Origin of the sequence: Streptomyces sp. NBC_00631 (genome assembly GCF_045206895.1) — a bacterium.
GTDB lineage: Bacteria > Actinomycetota > Actinomycetes > Streptomycetales > Streptomycetaceae > Streptomyces.
Genome location: NZ_CP107734.1, coordinates 11,010,682 through 11,037,160, shown reverse-complemented (window position 1 = coordinate 11,037,160; position 26,479 = coordinate 11,010,682). Strand labels below are relative to the sequence as shown.

General features: G+C 68.6%; 26 protein-coding genes and 6 pseudogenes. 17 read left to right on the top strand and 15 right to left on the bottom strand.

Going from position 1 to position 26,479, the window contains the following annotated elements; all coding sequences use genetic code 11:
* Positions 1-42 precede the first annotated feature (42 nt).
* A pseudogene (locus OHB00_RS49885) lies at positions 43-904 on the bottom strand (IS110 family transposase); the annotation flags it as partial.
* 92 nt (positions 905-996) lie between these two features.
* On the opposite strand from OHB00_RS49885, the gene OHB00_RS49880 reads away from it, so the two are divergent.
* The gene (locus tag OHB00_RS49880) at positions 997-1,479 is read left to right on the top strand and encodes a helicase associated domain-containing protein (RefSeq protein ID WP_406445512.1); all 483 of its coding nucleotides are present in this window, start codon (positions 997-999) and stop codon (positions 1,477-1,479) included.
* A 482-nt stretch (positions 1,480-1,961) separates the two neighbouring features.
* Positions 1,962-2,264 carry a chitin-binding domain-containing protein gene (locus tag OHB00_RS49875; protein WP_406445510.1) on the top strand — a complete coding sequence of 101 codons (303 nt, stop codon included), beginning with the start codon at positions 1,962-1,964 and terminating at the stop codon, positions 2,262-2,264.
* A gap of 356 nt (positions 2,265-2,620) precedes the next feature.
* Here the strand turns inward: OHB00_RS49875 and OHB00_RS49870 are convergent, their stop codons facing one another.
* The 5 genes from OHB00_RS49870 to OHB00_RS49850 all read right to left on the bottom strand — a co-directional run bounded on the left by OHB00_RS49870 (position 2,621) and on the right by OHB00_RS49850 (position 6,157).
* Positions 2,621-2,833 carry a DUF6207 family protein gene (locus tag OHB00_RS49870; RefSeq protein WP_406445508.1) on the bottom strand — a complete coding sequence of 71 codons (213 nt, stop codon included), beginning with the start codon at positions 2,831-2,833 and terminating at the stop codon, positions 2,621-2,623.
* A gap of 231 nt (positions 2,834-3,064) precedes the next feature.
* Positions 3,065-3,586: a hypothetical protein gene (locus tag OHB00_RS49865; RefSeq protein ID WP_406445506.1), complete on the bottom strand. Its 522-nt coding sequence runs from the start codon at positions 3,584-3,586 to the stop codon at positions 3,065-3,067.
* A gap of 98 nt (positions 3,587-3,684) precedes the next feature.
* Entirely contained in the window at positions 3,685-4,428 is a 744-nt protein-coding gene (locus tag OHB00_RS49860; protein ID WP_406445504.1) for a Crp/Fnr family transcriptional regulator, read from the bottom strand.
* Between the two features lie 2 nt (positions 4,429-4,430).
* The gene (locus OHB00_RS49855) at positions 4,431-4,577 is read right to left on the bottom strand and encodes a hypothetical protein (RefSeq protein ID WP_406445502.1); all 147 of its coding nucleotides are present in this window, start codon (positions 4,575-4,577) and stop codon (positions 4,431-4,433) included.
* A gap of 1,364 nt (positions 4,578-5,941) precedes the next feature.
* The gene (locus tag OHB00_RS49850) at positions 5,942-6,157 is read right to left on the bottom strand and encodes a hypothetical protein (protein ID WP_406445501.1); all 216 of its coding nucleotides are present in this window, start codon (positions 6,155-6,157) and stop codon (positions 5,942-5,944) included.
* Positions 6,158-7,154: 997 nt separating this feature from the next.
* Here OHB00_RS49850 and OHB00_RS49845 point away from each other — a divergent pair.
* The 6 genes from OHB00_RS49845 (at position 7,155) to OHB00_RS49820 (ending at position 11,776) form a co-directional block, all read left to right on the top strand.
* Positions 7,155-7,499: a hypothetical protein gene (locus OHB00_RS49845; RefSeq protein WP_406445499.1), complete on the top strand. Its 345-nt coding sequence runs from the start codon at positions 7,155-7,157 to the stop codon at positions 7,497-7,499.
* Positions 7,500-8,203: 704 nt separating this feature from the next.
* On the top strand, positions 8,204-8,833 hold the full coding sequence (locus OHB00_RS49840) for an RNA polymerase sigma factor (protein ID WP_406445497.1): 630 nt from the start codon (positions 8,204-8,206) through the stop codon (positions 8,831-8,833).
* 196 nt (positions 8,834-9,029) lie between these two features.
* Positions 9,030-9,278 (top strand): hypothetical protein, encoded by a 249-nt coding sequence (locus tag OHB00_RS49835; protein WP_406445495.1) that lies wholly within the window; start codon positions 9,030-9,032, stop codon positions 9,276-9,278.
* 209 nt (positions 9,279-9,487) lie between these two features.
* Positions 9,488-9,817 (top strand): hypothetical protein, encoded by a 330-nt coding sequence (locus OHB00_RS49830; RefSeq protein ID WP_406445493.1) that lies wholly within the window; start codon positions 9,488-9,490, stop codon positions 9,815-9,817.
* A gap of 665 nt (positions 9,818-10,482) precedes the next feature.
* Positions 10,483-10,644 carry a hypothetical protein gene (locus OHB00_RS49825; protein WP_406445491.1) on the top strand — a complete coding sequence of 54 codons (162 nt, stop codon included), beginning with the start codon at positions 10,483-10,485 and terminating at the stop codon, positions 10,642-10,644.
* Positions 10,645-11,302: 658 nt separating this feature from the next.
* Positions 11,303-11,776 (top strand): VOC family protein, encoded by a 474-nt coding sequence (locus tag OHB00_RS49820; RefSeq protein ID WP_406445489.1) that lies wholly within the window; start codon positions 11,303-11,305, stop codon positions 11,774-11,776.
* A 33-nt stretch (positions 11,777-11,809) separates the two neighbouring features.
* Here the strand turns inward: OHB00_RS49820 and OHB00_RS49815 are convergent, their stop codons facing one another.
* The 3 genes and pseudogenes from OHB00_RS49815 to OHB00_RS49805 all read right to left on the bottom strand — a co-directional run.
* Positions 11,810-12,745 carry a DUF5996 family protein gene (locus OHB00_RS49815; protein ID WP_406445488.1) on the bottom strand — a complete coding sequence of 312 codons (936 nt, stop codon included), beginning with the start codon at positions 12,743-12,745 and terminating at the stop codon, positions 11,810-11,812.
* Between the two features lie 291 nt (positions 12,746-13,036).
* Positions 13,037-13,144, bottom strand: coding sequence for a hypothetical protein (locus tag OHB00_RS49810; RefSeq protein ID WP_406446344.1), 108 nt, complete (start codon positions 13,142-13,144; stop codon positions 13,037-13,039).
* Positions 13,145-13,214: 70 nt separating this feature from the next.
* Positions 13,215-13,787, bottom strand: a pseudogene (locus OHB00_RS49805) (TnsA-like heteromeric transposase endonuclease subunit); the annotation flags it as partial.
* Between the two features lie 512 nt (positions 13,788-14,299).
* On the opposite strand from OHB00_RS49805, the gene OHB00_RS49800 reads away from it, so the two are divergent.
* The gene (locus tag OHB00_RS49800) at positions 14,300-14,791 is read left to right on the top strand and encodes a hypothetical protein (protein WP_406445486.1); all 492 of its coding nucleotides are present in this window, start codon (positions 14,300-14,302) and stop codon (positions 14,789-14,791) included.
* A gap of 152 nt (positions 14,792-14,943) precedes the next feature.
* The gene (locus OHB00_RS49795) at positions 14,944-15,516 is read left to right on the top strand and encodes a GNAT family N-acetyltransferase (protein ID WP_406445484.1); all 573 of its coding nucleotides are present in this window, start codon (positions 14,944-14,946) and stop codon (positions 15,514-15,516) included.
* A 108-nt stretch (positions 15,517-15,624) separates the two neighbouring features.
* On the opposite strand, the gene OHB00_RS49790 is transcribed toward OHB00_RS49795, so the two are convergent.
* Positions 15,625-16,098, bottom strand: coding sequence for a glutaredoxin domain-containing protein (locus OHB00_RS49790; protein WP_406445483.1), 474 nt, complete (start codon positions 16,096-16,098; stop codon positions 15,625-15,627).
* On the opposite strand from OHB00_RS49790, the gene OHB00_RS49785 reads away from it, so the two are divergent.
* From OHB00_RS49785 to OHB00_RS49760, 6 genes and pseudogenes are all read left to right on the top strand, one after another.
* On the top strand, positions 15,983-16,663 hold the full coding sequence (locus OHB00_RS49785) for a transposase (protein WP_406445481.1): 681 nt from the start codon (positions 15,983-15,985) through the stop codon (positions 16,661-16,663). The genes OHB00_RS49790 and OHB00_RS49785 overlap by 116 nt on opposite strands.
* Positions 16,664-16,746: 83 nt before the next feature.
* A pseudogene (locus OHB00_RS49780) lies at positions 16,747-16,989 on the top strand (helix-turn-helix domain-containing protein); the annotation flags it as partial.
* A gap of 200 nt (positions 16,990-17,189) precedes the next feature.
* Positions 17,190-17,489 carry a putative quinol monooxygenase gene (locus OHB00_RS49775; RefSeq protein ID WP_406445479.1) on the top strand — a complete coding sequence of 100 codons (300 nt, stop codon included), beginning with the start codon at positions 17,190-17,192 and terminating at the stop codon, positions 17,487-17,489.
* 168 nt (positions 17,490-17,657) lie between these two features.
* Complete coding sequence (locus OHB00_RS49770) at positions 17,658-18,518, top strand: helix-turn-helix domain-containing protein (protein ID WP_406445477.1); 861 nt, start codon at positions 17,658-17,660, stop codon at positions 18,516-18,518.
* A gap of 576 nt (positions 18,519-19,094) precedes the next feature.
* Positions 19,095-20,039 carry a GNAT family N-acetyltransferase gene (locus OHB00_RS49765; RefSeq protein ID WP_406445475.1) on the top strand — a complete coding sequence of 315 codons (945 nt, stop codon included), beginning with the start codon at positions 19,095-19,097 and terminating at the stop codon, positions 20,037-20,039.
* Positions 20,040-20,372: 333 nt separating this feature from the next.
* Entirely contained in the window at positions 20,373-21,608 is a 1,236-nt protein-coding gene (locus OHB00_RS49760; protein ID WP_406445474.1) for an IS701 family transposase, read from the top strand.
* A 224-nt stretch (positions 21,609-21,832) separates the two neighbouring features.
* On the opposite strand, the gene OHB00_RS49755 is transcribed toward OHB00_RS49760, so the two are convergent.
* Positions 21,833-22,108, bottom strand: a complete 276-nt coding sequence (locus OHB00_RS49755) for a carbohydrate-binding protein (RefSeq protein ID WP_406445472.1) — start codon at positions 22,106-22,108, stop codon at positions 21,833-21,835.
* Between the two features lie 200 nt (positions 22,109-22,308).
* Positions 22,309-22,575, bottom strand: a pseudogene (locus OHB00_RS49750) (glycoside hydrolase family 30 beta sandwich domain-containing protein); the annotation flags it as partial.
* 158 nt (positions 22,576-22,733) lie between these two features.
* On the opposite strand from OHB00_RS49750, the gene OHB00_RS49745 reads away from it, so the two are divergent.
* Positions 22,734-22,922, top strand: a complete 189-nt coding sequence (locus OHB00_RS49745; RefSeq protein ID WP_406445470.1) for a hypothetical protein — start codon at positions 22,734-22,736, stop codon at positions 22,920-22,922.
* 26 nt (positions 22,923-22,948) lie between these two features.
* Here OHB00_RS49745 and OHB00_RS49740 read toward each other — a convergent pair whose 3' ends face one another.
* From OHB00_RS49740 to OHB00_RS49730, 3 genes and pseudogenes are all read right to left on the bottom strand, one after another.
* Entirely contained in the window at positions 22,949-23,764 is an 816-nt protein-coding gene (locus tag OHB00_RS49740) for a hypothetical protein (protein ID WP_406445468.1), read from the bottom strand.
* 432 nt (positions 23,765-24,196) lie between these two features.
* Positions 24,197-24,604: pseudogene (locus OHB00_RS49735) on the bottom strand (carbohydrate-binding protein); the annotation flags it as partial.
* A 72-nt stretch (positions 24,605-24,676) separates the two neighbouring features.
* A pseudogene (locus tag OHB00_RS49730) lies at positions 24,677-26,233 on the bottom strand (carbohydrate-binding protein); the annotation flags it as partial.
* Positions 26,234-26,479 lie beyond the last annotated feature (246 nt).

Here is a 26,479-nt window from a genome sequence, read left to right as displayed (position 1 = left end):
GACGGCACCTCCCGGGCCCGGTGACACCTCCTCATGTTGTTGTCAAGCCGCAGTTGTGACGCAGCCTGCTGATTGGTAGATCTCTCCGTCACGGATCATGGCGAACAGGACGTTGACGCGACGCCGGGCGAGTGCGAGGACGGCGTGCTTGTGTGTCTTCTTCTCGGCCCGCTTACGGTCGTAGAAGGCGCGAGACTCCGGGCAGGTGCGGATGCTGATCATCGCGGAGCGGTAGAAGACGCGTTGGAGGCCGCGGTGGTAGCGGCGGGGGCGGTGCAGGTTGCCGTTCACGTTGCCGGAATCGCGGGGGACAGGCGCGACGCCTGAGAACGCGGCGAGCCGGTCTGCGCTGGGGAACCGAGACAGGTCACCACCGGTGGCAGCGAGGAACTCGGCGCCCAGCAGCGGTCCGATGCCGGGCATGCTGGAGATCACTGGCGCGAGCTCGTGCACGCGAAATCGGGCTTCGATGAGTTTGTCCGTCCAGTTCGTGGATCTTCTCGTGGAGATCGAGCAACTCCAGCGCCAGGTCGCGGACCACACGGGCGATCGCGGCCTCGCCGGGTAGCCGAGTGTGCTGTCGTTCCGCAGCATCGACAGCGGCGGTAGCAAGGTCTTCCGCGCTGCGAGTCTTGCGGTTGCGCAGCCATGCTGTCAGCCGCCTGCGGCCGAGACGCCGTAACGCAGCCGGCGTCTGGTAGCCGGACAGCAGCACCAGCGGTCCCATGCTCGTCAGTTCCAGGGCGTGTTCCAGGGCCGGGAAGATGCTCAGAACCTGCGCGTGCAGACGGTTGGTCTTCCGTGTCCGTTCCTTCACCAGATCGGCCCGCCGGTCGGTCATCACCCGCAGTTCGGCGGTCAGTTCGCTCTCCGGGGTCAGGACGTGGAGGTCGCGGCGCATACGGTGCGGCGGCCCGCAAGGCGGCTGGGAACGCCGAACGGCGGGCCGCCGGGGAAACGGGCGTCCCATATGCCGGGGAGCTGTCAGATGCCCGTATGGAGGCTCTGTCCGAGATCGACCCCGGGTGGTGCCCGGCATGGGAGATCGGATGGCAGCGGGTGCTTCGGCTCGTCCTGGCCCATGTGAAGGCCGGCGGGGCGCTCCCGGCCGGGCCGGGTGAACTCATCGTCCAGGGCGAGGACCTGGGCCTGTGGATCGCCGCGCAGCGTGCCGGATGGGAACGGCTGATGCCCGCGCAGCAGTGGCTCCTGGAATCGGTCGGGATCCAGCCCCCGGCGGAGGGGGAGCCGGTCGCGGGTGCGCCCCGGACGCAGGACACCCGATGGAACGCCAACCTTGCGGCGGCGCGCCAGTTCCACGCCCGTGAGGGGCACCTGTCGGTGCCCCGCAAGGCGGTGGAGATCGTGGACGGCGCCGAGCACAAACTCGGTGCCTGGCTCGACAACGTCCGCAAGAGGGCCGCCAAGCTCAGCCCCCAGCGCCGCGCCGACCTCGACCAGCTCGGCATGCGCTGGTAGCCGGTGCGACTGGACATGACGGTGGCCCGCTCCGTGAGATCCGGGACGGGCCACCGACGTGTGCGTGGTCGTGAAGGGCGGTCGCCTACGCGGCGAAAGGCTCCATGAGGCTTCAGCCGAACGATCGTCCTCATGGGCAATAGGTGAGGCCCGGGGACACTGTCCCCTTCACAACCACGCTATCTGTAACGCGGGCAGATAGCCGGCCATTCCCCGGAGGCAGGCGAAGCGGGCAAGGGCCGCCGCCGGCCGGCAGTCGGCCCGCCCTGGACTTCCGGGACGGGCCACCTGCTGGATCGGGTCAGCGTCGGCTCTGGATCCACACGACCAGGAGGCTGACGGCTCCGCTGCCGACGCCGTACGAGGCGCCGCGGATCATCTGATCCTGGACAGTCCGCCCATGTCGCGCCGCCACTGCGTGTCCACATGGGCCACTGAACCGTTCCTCTTGCTGATCACTAACGCATGACGTCGGAGGTACCGTGGCCTCGCCTCTCTCCCGCATCGCTGCCAGTGCCGCGCTCGTACTGGCCGGCGTTGCCGTACCCGTGGCAACTGCGCAGGCGGCTGCCCCGGTCGCTCCGGCACCGCACGAGTTCCAGTGCCAGTCAAAGGGGCGCTTCGGAGACCCGGACGCCCCGCACAAGTTCTACGTGTGCAGGGACTGCGGGAACGGTGTGTTCGTTCGGTACCGCTTCGCGTGCCCCGGCATCACCGTATGGGACCCGGCGATCAGGGGATGCAAGGGGCCGTGGGATGTGGCACTGGAGGGCACGGCTTCCTGAGGCAGGCACACGGCTGGGCCGACAGAGAATGGCGCTGCCGCTCGGCACCGCCCCGGCCGCCTCAGTGAGTCTCACTGAGGCGGCCGGGAAGAGGACGAGGTGTTCCCGTTCGATTTGCCAACGGCGGCACTGCCTCCCGAAGTGGTTTACAAACGCTGCTCAAACCTCTGAGCAAAGCCAACTCGCCAGATCGAACTCGCCGAGCACTTCAGCGCCTGCCCGACCAGCCCATCACGTCACCTACGCCCGCTGAAGACACAGGCCGGGCCCACCGCTACGGGGGAAGGTGGGCCCTACCGCCACGTTCCCGCACCACCGCCAGCGCACGGCATTCACACCTCGTCTGGCCCGGCCGGTCACGAACGGGCTGCCGGCTGGCGCAGGTCCAGGTAGCAGCGCAGCCGTACGCCGGGCTCGCCCGCGTCCCGGGTCGTGCGCTGCGCGGTCGCCGTCGCCCACCGGTCGGCGAGCGGCTGCTGGAAGGCAAGCGCGGTCTCGTCGTCGGCGGCCGCGACGTGGACGACGACCCAGCCCGGTTCGCTCACCTGACTCTCGTGGATCGGGTGCATGTACCGCACCACGCCCGGATCTCCGGCAGGGTTCCGCTGATCCTGCGTCTTCACCCGACCGAGTCGCCGGCACGCTCCTGGTCCCGGCACCACCGGTGGATGTAGGGGTTCGGGGCAGCGGCACGGCACCGGATCCGGCCGGCGCGTGCCGGCCGTGGCGATGGATCCGGTGCCGCTGAGGAGATGGTCCGGGACGGGCGGCGGTGTACCGCCCGCAGAGGTGACCTTCTGTCAGCCGCGGCGCAGCAGGGTGATCTTCTGGCGGGCGGTGGAGATGGCCTGGGCGAGGTCGGCGCGGGCGGCTTCCTGTTTCATGGCCTGGGCGAGCTGGGCCTGGTGGTCCTGAAAGGACACCTTGAGGGCGGCGGTGGGGGCGGGCAGGGCCGTGTCCAGGTAGTCGTCGACGCGTTCGACGACCTTGGCGAGCTCGGGGCGGACGGCCTCGATGTGGTCGGTGATGCCCCGGAGCATGTCACCGGTCTGGGAAATGTCGTCCATGTCCTCGGCGCGGCTGGGCTTCTTGGCCCTGCGGCACTGAGCCTTGTAGAGGTCGGCGAGCCACTGGTCGGGTTCGTCGTAGGCGGTGTTCTCGGTGTCGGTCTGGCGGATCTGCTTCATCCAGGCGAGGACCTCCTGGTGGTGCAGGAGGGTGTACAGGGCGAGCGCTCCCATGAGGAAGGAGAAGGCGATACTCGCCGCGAGGGAGCCCGCGCTGGTGCCGATCGCCAGCGTGGTGCTGTTCATCGTCGTCATGTGGGTCCGTTCACGGGCGCGCCGCCTCCGGGCGGGTGTGCGGCGCGGCAAAGGGGGTTGGTGGGTCCGGATGGGTCCGGAAAGTGCCGGGGGTGGTGTCAGGCCCCGACGAAGTGGGACAGGCTGTCGACGTCGCGGACGACGAACTGCCGGTAGCGGGCCTCGATGACACCGTGGTGGCGCAGTGTGCGCAGGGCGTTCTCCGTGGTGGAGACGGCGAGCTGGAGGGCTGCGGCGATGTCTTTCTGGCCGGGGCCGGTGATGACGGTGTGGCGGGACGTGCGGGGGTCGGGGACGCCGACGGTGTCGGCGAGGTGGGCCAGGAGGCGGCTGACCCGTTCCAGGGGCGGTCGGATGGCCATTCCGTAGACGACCTCGTCGGTGCGGCTGCGGTCTTCGAGGCTGCGCAGCAGGGCGAGCCGTGCCTCGTACAGGCGGCGCTCGATGAGGGCGTTGAAGTACCGGGCGGCGCAGGGGATGACGACGGTGTCGGTGAGGCAGCGGGTGTCGACGCAGGAGGTGGGCTCGATGAGCGCGGCTTCGCCGACCAGCTGGCCGGCGCCCCTGAACCGGGTGATGGCGGGGATGCCGGCGCCGGTGCCCAGCGGGTACCGGTCCTGGCGTACGACGCCTTCCAGGACGATGTAGACGTAGGGGTGTTTCGGTCCCATGGGCAGCAGCTCGTCGCGGGCGAAGGCGCGGCTGTGCAGGCCGGTCTGGAGCAGCTGGTGCCAGGTGCCCGCGGAGCGCAGGTTCAGGTGGTGCAGGAAGCTTCCCTCGGGCTTGCCTTCGTGGGCGTGCAGGAGGTCGGTGGGCCGGGAGGCGTCGATCGCGGGAGGCATGCTCACTCCCCCGCCCTGGACGCGGTGGTGGCGCGGGTGCCCGCGTACACGCGGCCGGGGGCGCGGTGGTGACGGCGCGTCATGCGCGGCGCGGCGCGGCGGCCCGGAGGGGACGCGGGCACGGCGCCGCAGGAGGTGGCGGTGGCCATGGTGTCTTTTCCTTATTCGGTTTGATCGTTCGGGGACCCCGCTGTGCAGCGGGGTCCCCGGTGGTGGGTCCTTCGCCTCTCCGGGAGGTGGTGCGTGCCCGGTGGTGTGGTCCGGGCGGGGTGGAGTGACGTGAGACGGGATAACGCTACCCCCCGCCGCGAGCCAAGAGCTAGTCGCGTTTCCGAAGGGGAGGCGGGGGCGATTGCCACGGCACCAATCCCCCATCCATGGGGGATTGTTACGGGCCGCTCCAGGTGGGGGCGGAGAAACCCTTTCTTTTCATTTTCATGAATCCCAGGGTTTCGCATGCAGATATTCATGCGGGGCCATGAAAAATTGTCCTCAGGTGACCTACAGGCAGCCCACATGCAAACGCGCAGCAAAAACGGGAGGCCCCAGGGCACCACCCCCAGGACCTCCCGGAAAGGGTCCGGACCCACCAGGATCAGACCGGTGTCCAGTAAACACCACCGACCGCACTAAGGTCACTCCCGATCCACCGCCAGATGGTCTCTACCGCCAAAACTAGCAGTGGAAACCCCCCACCTGCGGGGTTTTGACATGCCCGGCACATGCCACAGGACTTGTCAAGGCGGCGCTCCGCAACCCTCCGAGGATCGCCCCTTTTGTGCCCCCTGGGGCGAGACGCTCCCGCCCACCAGGGACCCTGAGAGCGCTACCAAATGATTATCGACGTTCAAGAGTCAACAAACCCGATCAGCAGACGCCCGCACCGGCGCCCGCCGGCCGGCCGCGGGTACGGTCATCGAACGGACGCCCCATCCCGCCGTAATGGGCCTCTCAACATTCCACCGGCCGCATCGAACCGGAATGCAAGCCGCATAGATAATTCTGGCGCCTTCACTCACCACGGGATATCGGGCAGTAATCAGCGGGCGCGAGCGGCCAGATTTCCGAATGTCGACTGATCCATAATGCCGCCCGCCACCGCCCCCGCACCGCACCCCGCCGGCACCCGGAGCCGCTGCTCACCTTTCAGACCGTCAGGTTTGTTACAGAGCCGACAGGTTGACGTCCGAGGCTGAGCGGACACGGCAGATCGGATACGGAAGATAACCATGTGAACACATGGAGTAACGTGCGTCACGCTGCGAGCCTCCGCATCCGCCGGGCGCGCGCCTTCGCGCCCTCCGGGCGCCCCATGCCTCACCTCGTGCGCGGCCCCGGCAACGCGCTCCGGAGCACGCCACGGCCGATCCCTGCACTGCTCCCGTCGCCCGCCGGACGGACCAACCCCGGCGGCCGGTCTCCGGGGTCAGGAGTAGCCGGCCCAACCGGCACTGACGTGGGTTCCGGTCGGTTTCAGGTCAGGCCGGTGGAGATGTCTGTCGCCCTGTCCGCCCTAGTCGGCGAGGACGCCGGCGCGGCCTTTCGGCGGACAGCGGGGGCTCAGGACCGCATCTGTGGTCAGTTGCCCGGCAGGACGTGGAGAACGCCGACGGCCCCCCACGCCGGCCATGAGCGCAACGCCGAGCTCCGGCGCCCGGTAGGCGAGACAACCGGCGACGACCCCGACGATGATGAGGACGACGGCCCGGACATCGGTCTGACCGTTCATATGGAGCCTCCTGGGTTCCGGCCCGCCGCGTCGCTTCCGCCAAGTCGCCCTGCAGCGGGCTCTCTTCGTCCCGGCGGCAGGCCGGGCCTGTTGCCCCGCGGACTCGATTACCGGGTTCCCCGTGCACCTATAAAGGGAATATGGGGCCAACAGGCCCCGTAAAGCCGCAGAAGGGAAGTGCATCCGCTGCGGGCGGGGCCGTGCAGGGGGACGCACATGGAAGACAGCGCAGCTCAGGGCCCGTATGACCCAGCTCTGTGGAAGCTCACCACGGAATCGGCGAACGGCGGGGAGGTGGTACCGAAGGAGCGGACCGAGGAGTGCACGGTGTTCCTCATCTGGTTCCGGGCGTGTGTGCAGCGCGGTGAGTGGACTTCGCTCCACCAGGCCACTGCCGACATCGAGGAGAAGGGAGTGGTCGGGCCACGGTTGAATGTCAGCCAGACGACACTCTCGCGCCGGCTGAAGGGTGAGCACTTACCCCGCCCGGGCTCCTTGCGTGCAGTCGCCCTCGCGCTCAACATCCACATCAGGACCGCCCAGGAAAAGGGCGAGTTGCTGTTCGTCCAGCCGGTCTCCGACACGGAGCTCGCGGAGGGACTCCGGCTACCGCGGCACGGGCCCGCGCGGTGTTCGATCCGCACACTGAAAAACCGGCTCACCGAGGCCGAACGGCAGCTCGCCCTGGCACGCTTGGGCGGCACTCGTGCTGCCGTCCCTGCCAAAAGCGGTGCAGCTGCAGAACGAATGGCATCCTCGTCCCCAGCTGCGAGAGCGGATTCCGGCGGCACGGCATCCGCTGCACCGCGAGAGCACGTGCGGGAGACCGCCAGCGCGGATGCACCGGGAACGCCGGTCACGTCGGCGGACGCCACGCGAAGCGCAGGACGGGCCCCGGCAGCAGCGCCGGCGGGGGCCCCGCCCCGCCCCCGTCCCACCGCCCCCGTCGAATCTCCGACAGCAGGGCCACTCACCCTCCTGGCCGGCCGGGGTCGCCGTGACCACGGTGCTCGCCGTCATGGCTATCGCGGCCACCGCCACGGGCTCCGGATTCGGCCAGTTGGCAAGCGCGCAGCACAACACCATCCGGCAGTTGGCCGTCTACTCGCTCATCGCGACCGTCACTCTGTGGGGGCTGGGAGTGATCATGCTCGTGGGCCTGGGCGAGTTCCGCTTCACGTCCTTCCATCCCAGGAGAGGCCGGGTGACCGAGGCCGGGGCGATCAGCTGGATGTTCTGGACGGGGGTGGTCTGTACGCTTCTGGCCGTCTTCCTGCCTCATTGGATCGGTGTGCCCGACGGGTGGGGAAGATGGCTGCAGTCCCCGCTCAATCCGGACTGACTGCCTGGTCCCGCTCGCCGAGGCCTGGGACTTTGGCGCCTGCGCATGGACCGCCAAGGAGCGCGAGGCCTCCTTGCCGGCCTTGGGCCGGTTGGAGGCCGCGGAGACGGCGATCAGCGCGCGGGGCGTCGAGGTCGTCGGCGTAGGCCTCGCAGGCGATGCGCGGCGGTTACGCGAAGGCCATAACGGATCCTGCATATTGCCATGGCTACCGGATGCCACGTCCATGTATGCGATGAATGCGCAAGATTGACGGTACGTCATCGGCAGATCCCGGATGCTGTGGCGGGACCGCCGGGACGGACCGTCAGGCTCGGGCCGTCACCGGAAAGTGCGTAACTGCCACCGAGTTCACGCCCTCTGCAGACATCACGCCGGCACCTGCCCTCCGGGAACGGCCCTCCACAGGCTGCCGCCGCCGCACGCGCGGTACCGCGACCACCTGCCCGGCCGCGCGACCACGCACGACGTGACCCCGCTCGCCCCGGCGCAGGGGCGCAGGCCGCGGGCTGACCAGCCCAGGAGGCGACCACCACGCCATCGCCCGCCCCGCGGCGCGTGTGGATGCCGTCCGATGGGCACACCCTGGAGAGTCTGTGGTGCACGTCACACAAACGGATTCGGTGGTCCGGCGACTGGACGTAGTGCGGGACCAGCGGGGGGGCTCTCGCGCTGACGCGTCGATCACGACCACGAGGACCCGAATGAAGAAGCTCAAGCTGCTCCCTGGCCAGCGCAAGGCGAGCCTTCTCCCCTTGCTGTGCCCGGAGGGGGAGCTCCCCGAAGCCTCGCGCCCGCAGTGGAGGTACATCGAGGCCAACGAGCCGTCGTTCCGTCGGCACGTATTCGCCAACGTCGGGGAGGTCCACGAGGGGGACGTCTCGGACAAGACCTTCAAGAGCCTGCACGGCCGCCTCAAGCGCGGGCCCGTCGAGGACGAGATCAAGGACTACGCCTGGAAGTCCTTCCACAACGCAGTACGCAAGTTCCACACCGTCCTCGCCGAGCAGCGCAAGCGGGAGCTGCTCATCGGGGACCAGGTGTGGGCGCTGGAGGAAGCCCCGATGCCCGTGGCGGGCTATCCGGTGGACTTCGACCTGGACTCCGTTGCGGCCACCGTCGAGGCCCGGCTGGAGATGAAGAAGTACAGGGAGGCGCTCTCCTCAGAGCTGAGCCCGGGAGAGCTGATCGCCCTCGCACTGGTGAAGTTCGACGGCTACACCTCACCCCAGGCGGCGGAACTCCTGGGAATCACGGACGGGGCCGTGCGCAACGCGGTGCTCCGCGCGAATCGCAAGGCGAAGGCGCTGGGCGCAGAGCTCGGTCTCGCCTGATTGCCAAGCATCCTCTCCCCCGGGTGCACGTCCCGCAGCGCGCTGCGGGACGTGCACACCGAGGGTGGGCTGCTTGCCAGCAGTCTCCCGCCGGAAGAAACGCCGACATACACGAGCAAGCACACAAGAACGCTCAGACAAGTACACAGAATCACGAACCGGTGAACACGGAACTGGGCACTACAAGATGGGGTGAATGGTGACTCACTACAAGGACCGAGCGCTGGCGATGCGAACCATCGTCGAGTTGCTGCGTTACAAGATCTACCGGGCCCGGGACTCGCTCCTGATGGCGATCCTGTCGTTCAAGGCGGATCTGCTTCCCGCCCGGACGCGTTCCTCTCAGCCGGTCCGGGGGGCCCGGCTGGGCATGATCGCAGTGGTCGCTTTGGCGGGATCATGGATCGTCCAGCGGTCGGGCCAGGGAGGCGTGCCGCGCCCCTGAGCCCATCACCAGCCCATCAACGGTACCGAGGGGCGTCGGCGGGCCGGTAACTCAGATCTCGTAGGGCCGGGCCTCCTGGAAACAAACGCCAGGGGACCCGGCCCTACTGGTGTTTGTGCAGGGGCACGCAGGGTGCCCCCACACCGCCAGCTCGACCGGCTCCGACACCACGAGCGGCGGGAACTGCGACACCTTGGAGAAACAGCTCCATGACCAGCATCTCCCAGATCGCCGGCGCGGCTCACAACCCCCCGCACAGCAAGGTCCTCGGCGTGCAGATCGAGAAGGCGAAACGCGACGTCGTCGAGCAGCGCAGCCGGGTGAAGAAGCTGCGGCGAGAGCGCCGCCTGGCGGTGCGCCGGGAAGCCGCCGTCCGGTGCCGTACGCACACCCGCCGCGGTCTCTTCTGGATCGGCAACACGGCCTTCGTCGCCGCGATGGTGTGCTTCGCCTCCGGCCTGCTCGCGGTCGGCTTCCAGCTGGCGCAGTTCGCCTTCGGGGCCTGGGTCGCCGCCCTACAGCTTGCCCCGCAGCCCTGACAGGGGCGCAGGCCGCGGGCGATCGCAGGGGGTGAATCGCCCGCGCGCAGGTCTATCGCTCTGCGGGGGGAGGGTGTCCCGCCGGGAACCGCCGACGAGATGTGGTCCGTGCTCCGACTACCCGTCGGCGATGTGCAGCGCGGTGTCCGGGCGGCAGACCGGACAGGCCGGCACCCCGCCAGCGGCCAGAAGGCAGCGGGGTGCCGGCCTGGCCGACCGGCTGTCTCCGGCGGCCGGCCATCCCGCAGTCGCCGGCGTGCACGACCAGCAGGTGACGGCCGCGCAGTGGACGGACTTCACGGGCGTCAGCGGACACATGCACGTGCCCGAGAACGTCCACGGCGGCCCCGGGCGCGATCGACTTCGCCCGGATCGTCAAGTACGCCAAGGCCGAGCCGGCCCGCGCAGGACCTGGGGCGACACCGGCCGGCTGAACGTCCGCGACTTCCACAAGCTGCGCAAGGAGCTCCGCCGCGACGCCGACGGCACCCCCGGACCGCCGACCTGGCGCCTGCTCTTCTCCCGACGCCTCCTGACGCCTGCGGCACCCCGGGGTGGAGCGGACTCCACCACCGGTCCGGGTGGCCGCATCCTCCTGGCGGCGCACCGGCCGCGGCAGGGTTGTTCCCACAAGGCCAGCCCCTCCGCACGGACAGGACGTCACGATGCCGCACACCAACGCCGCCCCGGTCCGCAAACCCCGCACCGCCCGCCCGGCCCCGGGCACCCCCGCCCCGGCCCGCCCGGCCACGACCACCCACGTCATGCCCCTCTGGGAGGCCACGGCCCTGCTCTTCGCTCCCGCCAAGAGCACGGAACGACCCTGAGCCGCCGCCTCACCATGCACAACCAGAAAGAGCACCGGGCCACCACCCCCACCGCCCCCGGCCCGCCTAGCCATTTCGGGGGCAGTAGGAACAGGTCATCGGCCCGGCTCATCCCTCCGCTTCGTCTCCGTTCCCGTCGTCGTCCAGCCCGGGAGCGTCCGGGTCGCGCAGCGACCGCTGCAGCTGCGCGCGAGTTGTGACTGGGCACGGCACCTGGCACGGACGGACAACTCCGGTGCTCAGATCAGCCGCGGCAGAACCGGCCGGCCGCCAGGCCCGGCGCTACCCGAAGGCACTATCCCGTCCGAGGTCCTTTTCGTGGGGTTCTTCGGCCGCTTGTTGGGCCGGTAGCTGGGGCCGTTCATGACCCGGCTCTGGCCGTCTTCCAGAACACCCTCTACTGCCTGTACCGCAAGGACCAGTGGGGAGCGCCCCAGCCCGGTCAGGGCTGACGACGGGCGGTCTCGGACAGTAAGGACGGCGGCGCCGTGAGGACTACAACCCCGCGGCGCCGTCGTTGTGGTCGGGGCCGCTCGCCCGCGTGTCGGTCCAGTCCCCGGGGCAGGCGCTCGGCTGCCCGCTGTGCCGGCGGGGCCGTGCCCGGCGGGCTCTGCCGGAGGGGAATGCCGGGCGGGGGCTCCCGCCCTACGCTGGCCATATGTCCGATTTCATCGCCGCCGGCGCCTCAGCCGACGACCTTCCCGCACCGGCCGAAGGTCTGCTGCTGACGCACTTTCTCACGGTCGGCGACGTCCCTCGCTCGCGGGCGTTCTATGCCGACGTGCTGGGCGGGCAGGTGGTGCTGGAGGAGAACCCCTGCATCATCAAGGTCGCCAACAGCTGGATCATCATGAACCCGGGCGGCGGGCCCACGGATGACAAACCCGACGTCGTACTGCGCCCGCCGGAGGACCGCCACACCGCCTCCAGCTTCCTGAACGTACGGGTGGCGGACATCCACGGCTTCTACGCGGCAGCCCGCGCCAAGGGAGCGGAGTTCCTCACCCCGCCCATCGACCGGCGCGCCGAGCTGCGCTGCTACATGCGCGACCCGGACGGCTACCTCATCGAGGTCGGCCAGTCCACGGGCCTGCTCAAGGGCATCCTGGCGCGCACCGATACCGAAGCCTGACCACTGCACCGCGCTGCACGCTGACCGAATGCGTCAGAAGCGACGGACCGGGTCCGTGATTCCGCTGGGGCACGCAAACGCCGCGATGTCCCATCCGGCGCGTCCGGCCCCGGCCTGGTAGGCGCTTTCGTAGAAGGAGAGCACGGCGGCACGTGGATCGGCCTCGGCGCGGGCCGCGTCGTAGCGCAGTACGGCCAGGTGGCTGTCGCCGCGCGCGACCCACTGCGCGGACGCCGGGCTGAGCGGTGCTTCGGCCAGGCCGGCGGGCTCGGGGGCGGTGTACGAGTAGAACGCGGGCTCGGGAAAGGTGTCGTCGCCGAACCAGAAGCCGAAGCTGATCACTTCCGAGGAGTACGCCTCCCGGGTGACGGGGTCGGCCTGCCGGGGCTGGTCTGCCCGGCGCCCGGAGAACCGGCTGTGGGCGATGTCGAAGGTGTGCCAGAAGTGGTGCACCGGGCTGGCCTTTCCCGAGAAGCCCGCCGCGAACTCCTCCAGCACGGACGCCACCTGGCTCAGCACCCGCCAGTAGCGGTTCGCGGCCACCGGGTCGTAGGTCGCGTGCTCGGTGTCCTCGGCGAACGGCCGGTCGGCGTCGGACAGGTCGAAGGGCCTGGGAACAGCGATGTCCACCCGGACGCCCAGCGCGGCCAGAGCGGCCAGGGTCTGGTCGTAGAAGGACGCGACGCACTGGCCCGCAAGCGGAAAGGACCGCTCTTCGCCGTCCAGCGTCATGACGGCGAGCCGGTGGTCGACGAAGTCGAAGTCGACCGTGAAGATCGGATTCCCGTCGACCTGACCCATCGGACGGGTGGTGATACCGCGCCCGGTGACATGGAACGGGACGTTCCACCAGTGGTTGCGCCGGGCGCTCGCGGCCAAGCGGATCTTGCCGACAATTTGCGCGAAGCGGTGCAGCGTCTCCTTCGTGTCCCGCCACTCCGGCAGCGGTGCCGGCGGGAACAGCTCCATCGCCTGCCCCTTCCCGCCCGGCGCTCCCGCGGCGGCCGGGCCGTCTCATCATGACCCCACAGGGAGACATCCCGCACGCCGCCGAGGGAGCGGTTCAGTCCCGCCGCCGCACGGCCGCCACCCAGGTCCCGCCGTCGTCCGGCCAACGGCGGGAAGCCGGCGGGCCGCGTCAGAGACAGTCACGGGCTCATACAAGCCCTCTTCCCGGCCGCCTCAGTGAGACTCACTGAGGCGGCCGGGGCGGTGCCGAGCGGCAGCGCCATTCTCTGTCGGCCCAGCCGTGCGCCTGCCTCAGGAAGCCGTGCCCTCCAGTGCCACATCCCACGGCCCCTTGCATCCCCTGATCGCCGGGTCCCATACGGTGATGCCGGGGCACGCGAAGCGGTACCGAACGAACACACCGTTCCCGCAGTCCCTGCACACATAGAACTTGTGCGGGGCGTCCGGGTCTCCAGGTGCCGTCGTTCAGCGGCCGAGCCAGGTCGATGGCCAAGCGGCGCTGCCAGATCAGGTCGAGCAGGTGGGCGCGGGCCGCCGCGGGCACCTGCGCCACTGCCACGAGCCGTCCCAGCCTGACCGGCCCTGCCTGCGCACCGGCCAGCAGACGGTCTCGAACGCCCAGCGGATCACGCATCGCCCGGCGCCGCGCGGCGACCGCTTCGATCACTTCCGCCACGTGCGGCCGCCAGCCCACCACCAGCAGGCAGGACCATCCCGCAGCGACAGCTAAGCGCGCCGTCGCCGCGAACTTCACCGCATCCGCCCGCTGCACCCGAGCGGCAGGCCGGACGTCCACGATCTTCACCCCACCACCGTCGTCAAAGATTGCGAAATCCGGCACGTGCGCCACCCAGCCGCCGGCCAGACGGAACCGCAACGGGAACGGCTGCGACACCATCTCCTGGACCTCCGCGGCGAAGTCCGCCATCAGGAGCAGCCTGCGTTCGGCCAGGCTCTCCAAGCCGTGCAACCGGCCCGTAGAGGCGCTGTAGCCCAACCCGGGGCGGTGGCGCCGCCCAGACCACCACGTGAACCGTCGCACCGGAACCACCCCCGCCGGCACAGGGCCCGAAGACAGCCCTGCCGCCGGAAACACGACCTCGGTACCGTCCGCCGACCACGTAGCCGACCACGCCTCCAGCAAAGCGCCCGCGACCTCCGCCCCGATCGCACCCGTGACCCCGCACGGCAGAGCAAGGGCATCCGACCCGACCAGGTGCGACCACGCCTCCCCCGGCCCAGGAGGCCCAACCCACAGACAGCTGCCCACACCACCACCGCACCACGCCTGCGAGGTGCAAAGCCGGGAACCGGCGAAACACCCCAGGTCAGCCCTCTTGGCCGCTACCCTGCCCGCCAACTCGCATGCACAGCCCGACAACACCAGTGCTCATCCGGCAGATCTAGCGCTCGGTCACACGAGTGAGGCCCGTGATCAGGGGCCGGTGCAGAAGTAGTCCACACCGTCCTGCACGGCGGCCGCGGCGGCCTCGCTCCTCACGCTCGCTTGTTCGATTATTGGTTCGGCAGCGTGGCGGAGGAGGTGAGCGCCGGATGGGTGCGGAGTCGACGGGGCGTCGGCCGGGTGTGGTGATGCATGTGCGCTGCCCGGACCGGCTGCCTGAGGAGACCTGGCGGCAGGTCCTGGAGCAGCTGCATGAGCTGTCGCCGGTGGTGCAGGCCCTGCCGTCCACGGCGGCCCTGGCCGACCTGCGCGGCGCGCTGCGCTACCACGGCGCGACCGCCTCCCACCTGGGGGAGATCCTGCGGCTGCGGACCGTCTCCCGCTACGGCGTCGACGTGCGCGTCGGCATCGGCCCGACCGGAAGCCGACAGGTTCGCGGATTCCTGAAGGCCCAAGGCAGAGAACTGGACGGCCACCCGAAGGCCGAGACCGCGATCGTCCAGCCGGTCGGGTCAGCAGCGCTCGTGGGCCCTGCGCTCGGGAGGGGCCAGGTAAGGCTCCGGCGCGGGTTCGGTCGTGTCCCGTCCGAGCCGCCCTGTCTCGTACCTGAAGATGAGCGGCGACACGGGGCAGTTCCTTGATGGTTGCGTCGGTGGGAGGCGACTCTGTGCCAATTTGTGCGACCGTGACGGAGAGCTATCGATCTTTGGGTCTCTTTCCGATCACATGATGTCCATCAGGCCCTGTCAGCGTCGGTTTCGGGTCAGGTAATCGACGACGGACGGACACGTGCATGTTCCCCGAGACGGTGCTGCACACGGGACGACTGATCCTCCGCCCCTTCACCGATGCCGCCATCAAAGACCCGCAGGCGAGTCGCGACGATGCCCTCACCCAGCGATGGCTCCCTCTTCCCCGGCCTTACACGCTGGATGACGCGACCGCTTGGTGCACTAGCGTGGCCCGTTCCCTTCGCGAGTCCGGCGACGGCATCCACTTCGCGGTAGCGGACGCCCGTACCGGGCGGCTGATGGATACCGTCGGGCTGAAGAGGACCGACTGGCGAGCCCAGGTGAGTGAGGTCGGCCACTGGATATCCCCCTGGGCCCGCGGCCGCGGGGTCGCCGCCGAGGCAACCCGGGCATCGGCCCAACGGCTGCTGATCGGCCAGGAGTTCCAGCGTCTGGAACTCCTGACCGCCACCGAGAACACCGCTTCCCAGAAGGCCGCGATCAAGGCCGGCTTCCACCGCGAGGGCCTCTTGCGAAATGCAGGCTCCGTCCACACCGGACGGGTCGCCCTCGTGCTGTTCTCCCCGCTCCCACACGACCTCATGAGAACAAGCTGCACTTCCGACGCTTCGTGAAGTCTCATCACACTGTCCGCCGCGGGTCATGGTGCACAAGCTCAGCTTGACTTTTAACCTCCATGCACCTGGGTCTGCGAGTGCTTCTCCGTAGGGCGCGGTTTCTGTTCACGCGGAAGGGGAGAGCTGTTCGCGCACCCACTCTGGATCGGGGTTGGTGTGTGGCCGGCCCGCCACGACGACGGTCGGCACTGAATCGTTGCCGTCGTTGGCTGCTCTCACCGCTGCGGCTCCTGCCGGATCGCCCCAGATGCTGACCCAATGCAACTGGCGGGCGCTGCGGCCCAGCCGGACGCGCAGTCGTATGCAGTACTTGCAGCCCGGCCGCCAGAAGACGACCGGCCGGCCGTCGACCGCGCTGCGGCGTTGTGCTTCCTGCACCACGATGCCCGGCACGAGGCATTCGACTTCACGTCCCACTTTCGGGGGGACTTCTACGAATCCCCGACCCTGGCGCGGTGACACGTTGTTCGAAGTCGCGGACCCGATGCTCTGCGAGAACGGGCCGGTGACCTCGCCGGTCGACCCGACGCTGCTGGCCGAACACCGGCGTGGGCACGGCGCGCTGTACGACGCGCTCAACCAAGGCCGCGTCGACGCGGACAGGCTGCGCACGGCACCGGCCAGGCTGCCGCCGCCCAAGGCCGCCGACGGGCACCCTGTCCTGGCCGCCGATGTCTCACCGTGGCTGCGTCCGGACGCGCCGACCAGCCCGGACCGCCCGCTCTGCCACGTCCACGGACCCTCGGGACGCTCCACTGGCCAGTTCATTCCCGGCCGGCCGCACTCCTTCGACACCGTACCGGAGACGGCCCACACCTCCTGGTACCACCTGCTGGACACGGTCCACCTCGGCCCCGACGATAATGTCACCGAACTCACCACCAAGCAGGTCCCGCCCGGCTTTCGCGGCCTCGACATCGAGAGCCAGGACATGGTGACGCTCGACGCGGACGCCTATGGCTATGCCCTCGGCGTCGTCAAAGGTCCGCTCAACGAACAGCGCCGCGCGGGCCTGACGCGGCTGATGACCGTGTTCGAGCGGGTCCTTCCGGCGATCGACGACGAGTACGCGACCACGTACTACACGCACGTGCACAACATGGCTGCTATAGCCGCCGAAATCGAGGCCCAGCGCGACATGTAGTCCTCTGACATGGAACGTTCGGCTGGGCGATGATCGGGACGGTTGGATGTGCGGTGACGTCCGATCCGATCGCTGGGGGTGTGGTGGCCGAGCCTGTCCGTGTGCGCAGACTGACCGACCAGGAGGGGCAGAAGCTGCAGCAGATCGTGCGCCGGGGCAGCACCAGCACGGTGCGTTACCGGCGGGCGAAGATGCTGCTGGCCTCGGCCGGCGGCAACCGGGTCCCGGTGATCGCCCAGCTGGTCCAGGCCGACGAGGACACCGTCCGTGACGTGATCCACCGGTTCAACGAGATCGGCCTGGCCTGCCTGGACCCTACGTGGGCGGCTCTGGAAGTCCTTCGGGGGTTGACGCCGGAGCCGGTGTCGTGCGTGGTGGCTGGTCAGCAGTCGCTCGTAGATTAGCGTCCATGGGGTGTGGGCGGCAGTTCGTCCAAGGGGCGGGGTATCCGCAGCACTGCTGCACCTTCGAACATGTGCCCGGTATCCTCCTGGGCGCGTCCCGTTCGTGACTTAAGAGGAGTGACATGCGCTACGGCTACATCGGTTCGATGAAGGTCAAACCCGGTCACCGCGCGGAGGTGGTCGCCGTACTGGTCGCCGGCGCTGACGGTCTGCGCAAATCGGGATGCCATCTCTACGTCGTGACTGAATCGGCCACCGACGAAGACACCGTGTGGGTGAGCGAGGTGTGGGAGAGCAAAGAGCATCACGACGCGTCGTTGCAGTTGCCCGAGGCGAAGGCTTCCATCAGCAAGGTTATGCCGCTCCTGACAGGTGAGTTCACTCGTCAGGAGACGCACGTCGCGGGCGGTCTCGGTATCTAACCGCGGCAGTGTTGCCGCCAAGTCATCCTGCCCGACGCGCCGGAGATCGGGTGCGGGCAGGCTGCGGTCCATCGTGATCCGCTTCTCCCGATCCGCCTGCCTGCCTTGCCCGTTGCCGCTGCCCGCCCGATAGTCCTGCGCGCCGCCGAGCGTGAGCGGCTGAAGAACATGGCCTACGGCCACAAGACCGAGCATCGGCTGCGGATGCGCGCCAAGGTGGTGCTGCACGCCGCACGCGGGCGCTCCAACGCGCGCATCGCCCGCGAGACCGGCCTGCACCCGGACACGGTCCGCTGCTGGCGCGGCCGGTTCGCCGCGCACGGGCTCGGCGGTCTGAGTGACCGCGAGCGGTCGGGGCGCCCGCCCGCGTTCACCGCTCTCCAGGTTGCCGAGGTCAAGGCGCTGGCCTGCCGGCTGCCCGCCGGGACCGGCACGCCGCTGTCCCGCTGGTCTTGCCCGGAACTGGCGCGCGAGGCCATGGCCCGGGGCATCGCCACGTTCGTGTCGGTCTCCACCGTGCGCCACTGGCTCCGGGACGACGCGCTCAAGCCTTGGCAGCACCGCTCCTTGATGTCACTCTGGGCGGAGGCCGTACTCGGCCAGCCACCCGAGCAGATCTTGGCGAGAGGTCTCGACAAGTCGTCCGCCAGTGAAGCGGACGTCGTTCGTCACCTCTGCCACGCACTCAGGCGGAGGAACGAAGGACTGCGCCTCCTCATCAGTGGTGAACTCGGCTTCAGCAAGGACCAGACCCTGCAGGGGACCGTCGAAGACATCGAGGCCCAAGGGAGGCACGCTGAAACGCGTCTTGGACAGCACCGCGGCCGGCAGCGAGGCGAGCAGGTCGTACTCGGCCGGCGACAAGTAGGTGTTAGTGATCAGGCCCTGAACACCGCCCGGACGAGAGATCGGCACTTTCTGTGTGAGCTTGCGTTCGCAGCTGCCGTCTGGGAAGTCGGCACGTCGCAGCCGCAGACGTGTTCCCACCAGATACCGGTCGGTGATCACACGGGTGACCGTCACTGTTGACGGCGTCGGCGGTTTGGCCAGCAGGAACCGTCTCTCTCGCTCAACGCGGGCATACTTTCCCGGGCAAACCGACTGACCTTGAATCCCACCAGCCTTGTCCATCATCAGGACAGCTTCTCAGCTGCTTCTCCCCGTTCGCCTCGCCCTCCTCCCGATACCGATACTGCCCAGTCCGGCGAGAAGTGCGCCCGGCCAGTATCAGCGAGACTGACAAAAGACAGCTCAGCAATCCGACCCTCACCAGGCTCGGTGACACACCCTTGCTCTGCCGACCATCCCCCACAGCACGTGAGACTCCAGCGGACGAGCCGTGTCACTCCAAGACAACGGCTCCCAGCTCAGAGACCTTTGGCCAGCGAGCCTCGATGAGACCGGACAATCGAAAACGGATTGCGCACAGGGGCTGCGGTTGGATAGACGTTGCGAACGAGCCCCTGCCGCAAGGGTGAGGGGCACGACAGCGAGAGGAGGGATAAGCCGATGATCCCCATGATCACCGCGCTTGCGTCCTCCCGGGGCATGGACCGCGTCTGACCCCGGAGCGGACGGGCGCCTTCACCGGAGCGTGCCTCAACCGTGAACCAGAACGACCTGACCATACGTCCGATCAACGGACCCGAAGAACTCGATCTCTTCTCTCAACTGCCCTACGTCCTCAACGAGGAACTGGCAGACGACCTTGCCGTCGGCCGACGACGCCCGGAATGGATGTGGGTCGCCCTGCGCGGTGACCGCCTACTGGCCAGAGCTGCCTGGTGGAGCCGAGTCGGCAGCGACACACCGCTCATCCTGGATGTCCTCGACATCGACGACAACGCCCCGAATCCCGATCACAGCGACATCGGGGTGCGGCTTCTGCACACCGCGATGGCCGCCACCCTTTCGAACGGGTCGTGTCCCCCTGAGTACAGCCGTCTCGTCCCGCCGGACTGGCGTGAGAACACACGGACCAGAGAAGCCGTCGAGAACCGCATGACGGTACTGGAACGGACCGGTGCCCGGCTCTTCGTCGAACGGCTGCGCCTGGAGTGGCATCCGGAATCGCCAGTCCCGAAGCCCACCGACCGCCTTGCGTTCCGGCCGATCCGCGGCGCCGATGAACTCGTGGCACTGATGGCCTCGGTCATGGACGGAACGCTGGACGCACATGGCCGTGACGACCTGACCCGGATGTCCGCCCAGCAAGCGGCCGCCAAGCACTACGAGGACGAGCTGGCCCGCTACACAAGCCCACGAGACTGGTGGCGGATCGCAACGCTGCCCGACGGAGAGCCAGTGGGGTTCGTCCTCCCGGCCCACAACGGCTACAACGCGATCATCGCCTACATCGCGGTCCTTCCCACGCACCGCGGCAATGGCTACATCGACGACCTACTCGCCGAGGGCACCCGCGTCCTTGCCGAGCAGGACGTCCCTCGCATCCGCGCGTCCACAGACCTGGGCAACGCCCCCATGGCGAACGCCTTCCATCGCGCTGGATACGTCAATTTCGGGCGCGAGATCAATATGACCTGGAGCTGATCGACCACCGGGCAGGTGCTCCAGAGACGGCGCTCCCGCAAACGCCCGGGCTGCCTCAGCTCCGAGAGACAACCCCAGCAGCGATGTCTCAATCGATCTGAGGCAGCCCTCGTCACCTGGCCGCAATGCCTCAGATCGATTGAGACAGGACAATCACGCCGTGACAACCCGAGCCCCACTAGTACTCCCGCAGCGCTTCGCTATCTGGCCTGGTCAAAGGCGTCGTCGGGAGTGTAGTTGGCTGATGGCCCATCAGGGGCGGTCTCGCCGGAGTGCCCCTCCAACGAGTGGCACCGTGCACTGCCCAAGCTGTGATGAGGGCAGCCTTCCCGCGTGATCGACGACCTTGCCGACGCGACCTGGGACCGTGAACTCGACGACCTCTTCCTGCGCATCGGCCACCGTTTCGGCCCCGCCGACCTGCGACGCCGCATGCGCGACTACGTCCGCGCCCTGCTCGGCCCGGTCGGCCGCAAAAACGGCTGGCAACTGGCCGAGCACGCCGGCCACCGCACCCCCGACGGCCTGCAGCAGTTACTGAACGGAGCCACCTGGCAAGCCGACGCTGTCCGCGACGACCTGCAGACATACGTCGCCGACAACCTCGGCGAGGACGGCGGGGTGCCCATCCTCGACGACACCGGCTTCATCAAGAAAGGCTCCACCTCCGCCGGCGTGCAGCGCCAGTACTCCGGCACCGCCGGCCGCACCGAGAACTGCCAGATCGGCGTCTTCGCCGCCTACGCCACCTCCCTGGGCCGGGCCCTGGTGGACCGCGAGCTGTATCTGCCCAAGTCCTGGACGAACGACCGCGAACGCTGCCGCGCTGCCAAGATCCCTGATGAGCGGGTCTTCGCCACCAAACCAGAGCTGGCCAGGGCCATGGTGCTGCGCGCACTCGCCTCGCCACTGCCGATCGCCTGGGTGACCGCTGATGCCGCCTACGGCCAGGAATGGCGCTTTCGCCGGATGCTGGAAGAAACCGCCGTCGGCTACGTGCTCGCCGTCCCGAAATCCCAGCAGGTACCGCGCTGCGGACGCATCGACCACCTCTTCACCCAGGCACCGGATGAGGCATGGGAGAAACGCTCGTGCGGCGACGGCGCCAAGGGCCCTCGCGTCTATCACTGGGCAGCCGTCCAACTCCCCGTGATCGAGGACTTCGACGGCGAGTGCCCCACCCATCACCGCTGGGCACTGGCCCGGCGCAGCATCAGCAGACCAGATGAGATCGCCTACTACCTCGGCTATGCCCCGGCGGGCACCGGCGTCGACCAGCTCGTGCGCGTTGCCGGGCGGCGGTGGGCGATCGAGGAGTGCTTCCAGGCCGCGAAGAACGAGTGCGGCCTGGATGAGTACGAGGTCCGCCGCTACGTCGGCTGGATGCGGCACGTCACCCTGGCCATGCTCGCGCACGCCTTTCTCGCGGTCACGGCGGCGCAGGCGGCGGCAAAGGGGGATGCAGAAACGGTTCCACCCTGGTCCCGCTCACCGTGGCGGAAGTCCGCCGGCTCCTGGCAACTGGCCCCGCGCACCGGCCCCGCCCGCCCCTTCGCATCCACGCCATGAGCTGGTCACGCTGGCGGCGAAGGCGGCAGGCCGTCGCCAGGCACTGCCACTACCGGCGACGGTGCCACTCGTTGGAGGGGCACTCCGGCGAGACCGCCCCTGATGGGCCATCAGCCAACTACACTCCCGACGACGCCTTTGACCAGGCCAGATAGCGAAGCGCTGCTGGAGTACTAGGAACATGGCGCCCGGCGCTGTCGCGGCTCGGCAGAGTGCGTCGACGCTCAGTGTGTGAATGTGAACCAGTTGACGTTGACGAAGTCGGCGGACTGGCTGCTGGCGAACGTCAGATAGACGGTGTGGGTGCCGGTGACTCCGGAGAGGCCGGCGGATTTGGTGGTCCAGGTCTGCCAGCCACCGGTGTTGGTGATCAGGATGGTCGCGATGGGCGTGCCGGTGCGTGAGTCGAGCCGGACTTCGACCTGGCCGCTAACGCTGCTCGCGGCGCCGGAGGCCACCCGGATCTTGACCTGGGTCGTGGCTGTGGTACCGAAGGCCACGTTGTCGTACTCAGCCCAGTCGCCATTCGCGAGCCAGCCGATGTCTCGATCCCGACGCCGGAGGCGTAGGTGTATGCCTCGGCCTGGATGGTGCCGTACGCGTCGGTGCCGGGGCCGATCGGTAACGAGGCCGGCCAGACGTAGGTGCCTGTCGTCTTCGCGGGGATCGTGTGTGTGAGCTGCTGCCCCTGGCTGCGCAGGGTGAAGTTCTGGGGCGAGGAGGTCTGGTTGATGACGACGGTGGCCACCGTGTTGTCGGGGTTGAGGAAGGCCACTGTGGTGATGGTGTCGGTGCTGCCGTAGTCGCTCCAGATCCGCTTCGCTCCGCGCTGGATGAACTTCGAGAACTGCCCGAACAGGTAGTACTCCGGCAGGGCCCAGTACGTGTCGCGGTCGTTTGGGTCCTGGACGAGCGGGGTCGGGTCGGGGGTGCCGTACTGCTGGGTGGCCCGGTTCTGGTCGAGCATCGTGACCCACGAGACGTAGCCCGTGGACCAGTTGCGCAGGTACTGGGCGATTCGGTCCGTGCCCACTGTGCCCCACAGCATTCGTTCAGTCATGATCATGTCAATTTTGGGTATGCGGACTTCATCTGCGACATCACGCCGGGGTCGCCGGAGTAGTCGTGCCAGGCGATCGCGTCGGTGTGGTCGTAGGCTTCGGCGACGTCGGCACCTACCTCACCTACATGCTCGGCAGTAGCGCGGGGTCCCAGGCCCAGATCTTCGTGCCGAGGCCGGCCGCGTCGAACTCCGCGCGCATCGCGTTGACGAGCTGCTTCTCCTGCTGGGCCGAGACGAGCGTGCTCGGGTAGTGGCCCGCGGGCCAGCCGGGTTCGTTCTAGGGCGAGACGGCGTGGATCGTGATGCCCTGCTCGGCGTACGCCTGGACAGTCATCCGGCAGTAGCGGGCGAGGACGGGGATGTACTGGTCCAGCAGGTGGCAGTCGATGAGGCTGTTGTTGTCCTTCATCCAGGCAGGGGCACTCCAGGCCGTGCCGAAGACGATGAGGTCGGGGTTGACCTGGAGGGCTTCCTTGAGGGTCGAGATGACGTGGTTGTCGATGTCTTTCTGGATGGAGAAATTGGCCAGGGTGGGATCAGCCGGCCCGTCGTCATTGGTGTAGAACGGCGGGTGGCTGAAGTCGGACGTGCCGAGGCAGATGCGGGCGAGGTCGAGCCCGGCGCCCTGAGCGGGATCGAAGAGCGCCGCGATGGCCGCGGCCCGTGCGCCGTCACTCATCAGCGACAGGTTGTGGATGGTCGAGTCCTCCATCGAGGAGCCGATGCCGAGCACGCCTTGGTATGCCGTCCCAGGGTCGATGGTGACCACCTGGCCGGAGTCAGTGCCCGAGGCGACCAGGGCGATGTCGTCCCGTCGGGTGAGCTTGCAGGCGACCACGGCGAGACCGGTCGCGGGGTCGGTGTACCAGGTGCCGCTCTTGGGCGCGTAGCCGCTCGCGGTGGACTCCGAACTCCAGGTCACCTGGGCGGAACCGGCGGCGAGCGCCTGGCGCGGTGCGGCACCCGCCCGGCCCGGCAGGATGAGCGCGGATCCGGCGGCCGCCACGGCGGCGGCCATGAACGTGCGACGTCTGAGGCCGGTGCGGTCCGTCGGGGACGGTGGTTGCGCGGGTGTGGAATCGGATGGGGACATGGGGCGGCTCCTTGGGGTCTGAGCTCGCCGTCCCGGGCGAGCGCAGGCTGGTCGGGGAGGTACGTTGCCCCGGCAGGTGCTCGGTCGAAGGCAGTGGGGTCCGCGTGAACCGGGAGCCCGAAAGGGTGCCACGCCTTAGTTCAAGCCATTATGGAAGCTCTCTCAGGTGCCGGGCGTGAAGGTGTCGGACACGGCGGATTGCATTCGCCGGGGCCCGGCGGTCGCTCACGCGCCGTGCTCGTCGGCGCGGTGCGCAGGCAGCTCGAGAGCCGACCCGGTCAGCCGTAGCCCCTGGACGATCTGCGGATCACGGCGTGAACTGACGTCCGGGGCTTCAGCAACGTGCGTGGCGCTGCCGAAGCCCCGGACGGGTGCGTCAGAGACGGCGAGCGTCCCTGGCGCGGGGAAATCGCCCTGACTGCGGGGAGGCGGTCAGCGGGCGAAGGAGAGCCAGTTGAGGTTGGCGAAGTTGTCGGACTGGTCGCTGGCAAAGGTCAGATAGACCGTGTGCGTGCCGGTGACGCCGGAGATGGCCGCCGACTGTGTGGTCCAGGTCTGCCAGCCACCGGTGTTGGACACCGTGATGGTGCCGACCGGGGTGCTGGTGCGGGAGTCGAGCCGGACCTCGATCCGGCCGCTGACGCCGTCGCCGGCGCCGGAGGCCACCCGCGCCAGGAACTTGGTCGCCGCCTTCGTTCCGAAGACCACGTCGGGGTACGCGGCCCAGTCGCCGTCTGCGATCCAGCCGATGTCCGTCCCACCGCCGGTGTCTCCGGTCGGCTCGCCGGTCACGCCCGAGGCGTCACCGTAATCCTCGGCCTGGATCGTGCCGTAGGCGTCGGTGCCATTGTCGTGGGTGAAGGTGAACCAGTTGAGGTTGACGAAGTCGGAGGACTGGTCGCTGGTGAAGGTCAGGTAGACGGTGTGGGTGCCGGTGACGCGGGAGATGGCGGAGCTCTTCGTGGCCCAGGTCTGCCAGCCGCCCGTGCCGGACACCTTGACGCTGCCGACCGGCTTGCTGCTGCGGGAGTTGAGGCGGATGTCGATCCGGCCGGTGACACCGTCGGCGACGCCGGACGCGAGCCGGACCTTGATCTGGGTCGCGGCCTTGCTGCCGAAGGCAACCTTGCCGTACTTGACCCAGTCGCCGTTGCCCAGCCAGCCGATGTCCTCACCACCGCCGGTGTCTCCGGTGACCTCGACGGCGACACCGGAGGCCTCGTCGTACGCCTCGGTCTGGATCCTGCCGTAGGCGTCGGTGGTGGCGGCGCGCGAGTTCGCGGGTGTCCAGACGTAGGTGCCGGCGGTCTTCGCGGGCAGCGTGTGCGTGAGCTGCTGCTCACCGCTGCGCAGGGTGAAGTCCTGGGACGACGCAGTGCCGTTGATGACGACGGTGGCGATCGTGCCGTCCGGGTTGCGGTAGGCGACCGTGGTGACGGTGCTGGTGTTGCCGTAGTCGCTGAAGATCCGCCTCGCGCCGCGCTGGATGAACTTCGAGAACTGGGCGAAGAAGTAGTACTCGGGCAGGGCCCAGTAGGTGTCACGGTCGGTGGTGCTCTGGACGAGCGGGGTCGGGTCGGGCGAACCGTAGTTCTGGGTGGCCCGGTTCTGGTCCAGCAGGGTGACCCAGGAGATGTAACCCGTCGACCAGCTGCGCAGATAGCGCGCGATGCGGTCGGCGCCGTCCGTGCCCCACAGCATCCGCTCGGTCATGATCATGTCGAGGTCGGGATAGCTGGTCTTCATGAGGGACATGGTGCTCGGGTCGCCGGAGTAGTCGTGCCAGGCGATGCCGTCGGCCTGGCGGTACGCGTCGCTGTACCCGGAGTCCCGGTCGCCGAGCAGGTCGGAGATGTACGTCCCGATGTCGCCGAAGTTCCAGTCCCAGGCCCAGATCTTGGTAGTGATGCCGTGCGCGTCGAACTCAGCGTGCATGGCCTTGATGAGCTTCGCCGACTGCTGCGCGGAGACGAGCATGCTCGGGTAGTGGCCCGCGGGCCAGCCGGGCTCGTTCTGGGGGGTCACGGCGTGGATGTGGATGCCCTGCTTGGCGTACGCCTGCACGATCTTGCGGTAGTAGCGGGCGAGGGTCGGGATGTACTCGTCCAGCAGGTGGCCGTCGATGAGACTGTTGTTGTCCTTCATCCAGGCCGGCGCGCTCCACGCCGTCCCGCAGATGGTGAGCTTCGGGTTGATCCGAAGGGCTTCCTTGAGGGTCGAGATGATGTGGTTGTCGATGTCCTTCTGGATGGAGAAGTTCGCCAGGGTGGGGTCGGCCGGGCCGTCGTCGTAGGTGTAGAACTCCCCGTGGCTGAAGTCCGAGGTGCCGAAGCAGATCCGGGTGAGGTCGAAACCGGCACCCTTGCCGGGGTCGAAGAGAGCCTGCAGCGCCTTGGTACGCGCACCCTTGCTCATCAGCGACAGGCTGTGGATGGTCGAGTCCTCCATCGACACACCGATGCCGAGCATCTTCTGGTACGCCTTGCCCGGGTCGACGTCGATCACCGTCCCGAAGTCCTTGCCCGAGCGGGTCAGGGCGAGGTCGCTCTGCCGGCTGAGCTTGTGGGCGACCGAGGCAAGACCGGTGGCCGGGTCGGTGTACCAGTTGCCGCTCTTGGGCGCGTAGCCGGTCGCCGTGGACTCCGAAGTCCAGGTCACTTGGACCTTGCCGGCGGTAGCCGGACGGCTCGGGGCGGCGCTCGCCCGACCCGGCAG

What these genes read in the sequence shown, in the direction of transcription:
- OHB00_RS49850 (WP_406445501.1), bottom strand. Translation starts at nt 6,157, where the DNA reads ATGAACGGTCAGACCGATGTCCGGGCCGTCGTCCTCATCATCGTCGGG.
- OHB00_RS49870 (WP_406445508.1), bottom strand. Translation starts at nt 2,833, where the DNA reads ATGCACCCGATCCACGAGAGTCAGGTGAGCGAACCGGGCTGGGTCGTC.
- OHB00_RS49855 (WP_406445502.1), bottom strand. Translation starts at nt 4,577, where the DNA reads ATGGCCACCGCCACCTCCTGCGGCGCCGTGCCCGCGTCCCCTCCGGGC.
- OHB00_RS49830 (WP_406445493.1), top strand. Translation starts at nt 9,488, where the DNA reads ATGACCAGCATCTCCCAGATCGCCGGCGCGGCTCACAACCCCCCGCAC.
- OHB00_RS49880 (WP_406445512.1), top strand. Translation starts at nt 997, where the DNA reads ATGGAGGCTCTGTCCGAGATCGACCCCGGGTGGTGCCCGGCATGGGAG.
- OHB00_RS49840 (WP_406445497.1), top strand. Translation starts at nt 8,204, where the DNA reads ATGAAGAAGCTCAAGCTGCTCCCTGGCCAGCGCAAGGCGAGCCTTCTC.
- OHB00_RS49770 (WP_406445477.1), top strand. Translation starts at nt 17,658, where the DNA reads ATGGCCTACGGCCACAAGACCGAGCATCGGCTGCGGATGCGCGCCAAG.
- OHB00_RS49825 (WP_406445491.1), top strand. Translation starts at nt 10,483, where the DNA reads ATGCCGCACACCAACGCCGCCCCGGTCCGCAAACCCCGCACCGCCCGC.
- OHB00_RS49820 (WP_406445489.1), top strand. Translation starts at nt 11,303, where the DNA reads ATGTCCGATTTCATCGCCGCCGGCGCCTCAGCCGACGACCTTCCCGCA.
- OHB00_RS49795 (WP_406445484.1), top strand. Translation starts at nt 14,944, where the DNA reads ATGTTCCCCGAGACGGTGCTGCACACGGGACGACTGATCCTCCGCCCC.
- OHB00_RS49835 (WP_406445495.1), top strand. Translation starts at nt 9,030, where the DNA reads ATGGTGACTCACTACAAGGACCGAGCGCTGGCGATGCGAACCATCGTC.
- OHB00_RS49860 (WP_406445504.1), bottom strand. Translation starts at nt 4,428, where the DNA reads ATGCCTCCCGCGATCGACGCCTCCCGGCCCACCGACCTCCTGCACGCC.
- OHB00_RS49800 (WP_406445486.1), top strand. Translation starts at nt 14,300, where the DNA reads ATGGGTGCGGAGTCGACGGGGCGTCGGCCGGGTGTGGTGATGCATGTG.
- OHB00_RS49740 (WP_406445468.1), bottom strand. Translation starts at nt 23,764, where the DNA reads ATGTCCCCATCCGATTCCACACCCGCGCAACCACCGTCCCCGACGGAC.
- OHB00_RS49775 (WP_406445479.1), top strand. Translation starts at nt 17,190, where the DNA reads ATGCGCTACGGCTACATCGGTTCGATGAAGGTCAAACCCGGTCACCGC.
- OHB00_RS49865 (WP_406445506.1), bottom strand. Translation starts at nt 3,586, where the DNA reads ATGACGACGATGAACAGCACCACGCTGGCGATCGGCACCAGCGCGGGC.
- OHB00_RS49815 (WP_406445488.1), bottom strand. Translation starts at nt 12,745, where the DNA reads ATGGAGCTGTTCCCGCCGGCACCGCTGCCGGAGTGGCGGGACACGAAG.